This is a genomic window from Shigella sp. FC1567 (assembly GCF_001743015.1).
GTDB lineage: Bacteria > Pseudomonadota > Gammaproteobacteria > Enterobacterales > Enterobacteriaceae > Escherichia > Escherichia coli.
Map to the genome: position 1 here is coordinate 1 of NZ_MIIV01000387.1, position 498 is coordinate 498.

At 48.2% G+C, this 498-nt stretch carries 1 protein-coding gene and 1 pseudogene; one reads left to right on the top strand and one right to left on the bottom strand.

From position 1 onward, the window contains the following. Positions 1 to 306, top strand: a 306-nt coding sequence (locus BHE85_RS18325) for an integrase core domain-containing protein (RefSeq protein ID WP_032232747.1), incomplete at its 5' end; no start/stop codon positions are given. 44 nt (positions 307 to 350) lie between these two features. Here the strand turns inward: BHE85_RS18325 and BHE85_RS18330 are convergent. After that, positions 351 to 498, bottom strand: a pseudogene (locus tag BHE85_RS18330) (IS3 family transposase); the annotation flags it as partial.

Here is a 498-nt window from a genome sequence, read left to right on the forward strand (position 1 = left end):
AAAGGTTCTCAGTATGTATCGCTGGCCTACACACAGCGGCTTAAGGAAGCCGGATTACTGGCATCAACAGGAAGTACAGGCGACTCGTATGACAACGCGATGGCGGAGAGCATCAATGGTCTTTACAAAGCGGAGGTAATACACCGTAAGAGCTGGAAAAACCGTGCAGAAGTGGAACTGGCCACACTCACGTGGGTGGACTGGTATAATAATCGACGATTGCTGGAAAGGCTGGGCCACATCCCTCCGGCAGAAGCAGAAAAAGCTTATTATGCTTCCATCGGAAACGATGATCTGGCAGCCTGAGTTCACAGATAAAACACTCTCCAGGAAACCCGGGGCGGTTCAACCACAGGATAATGCGCTCTGAGTTTCCCGATTATCGAGAACTGTTCAGGGAGTCTGACATCAAGAGCGCGGTAGCCTTTTTTAATATTTCATTCTCCATTTCAATGCGTTGTAGCTTTTTCCTCAGCTTACGTATTTCGATTTGTTCTG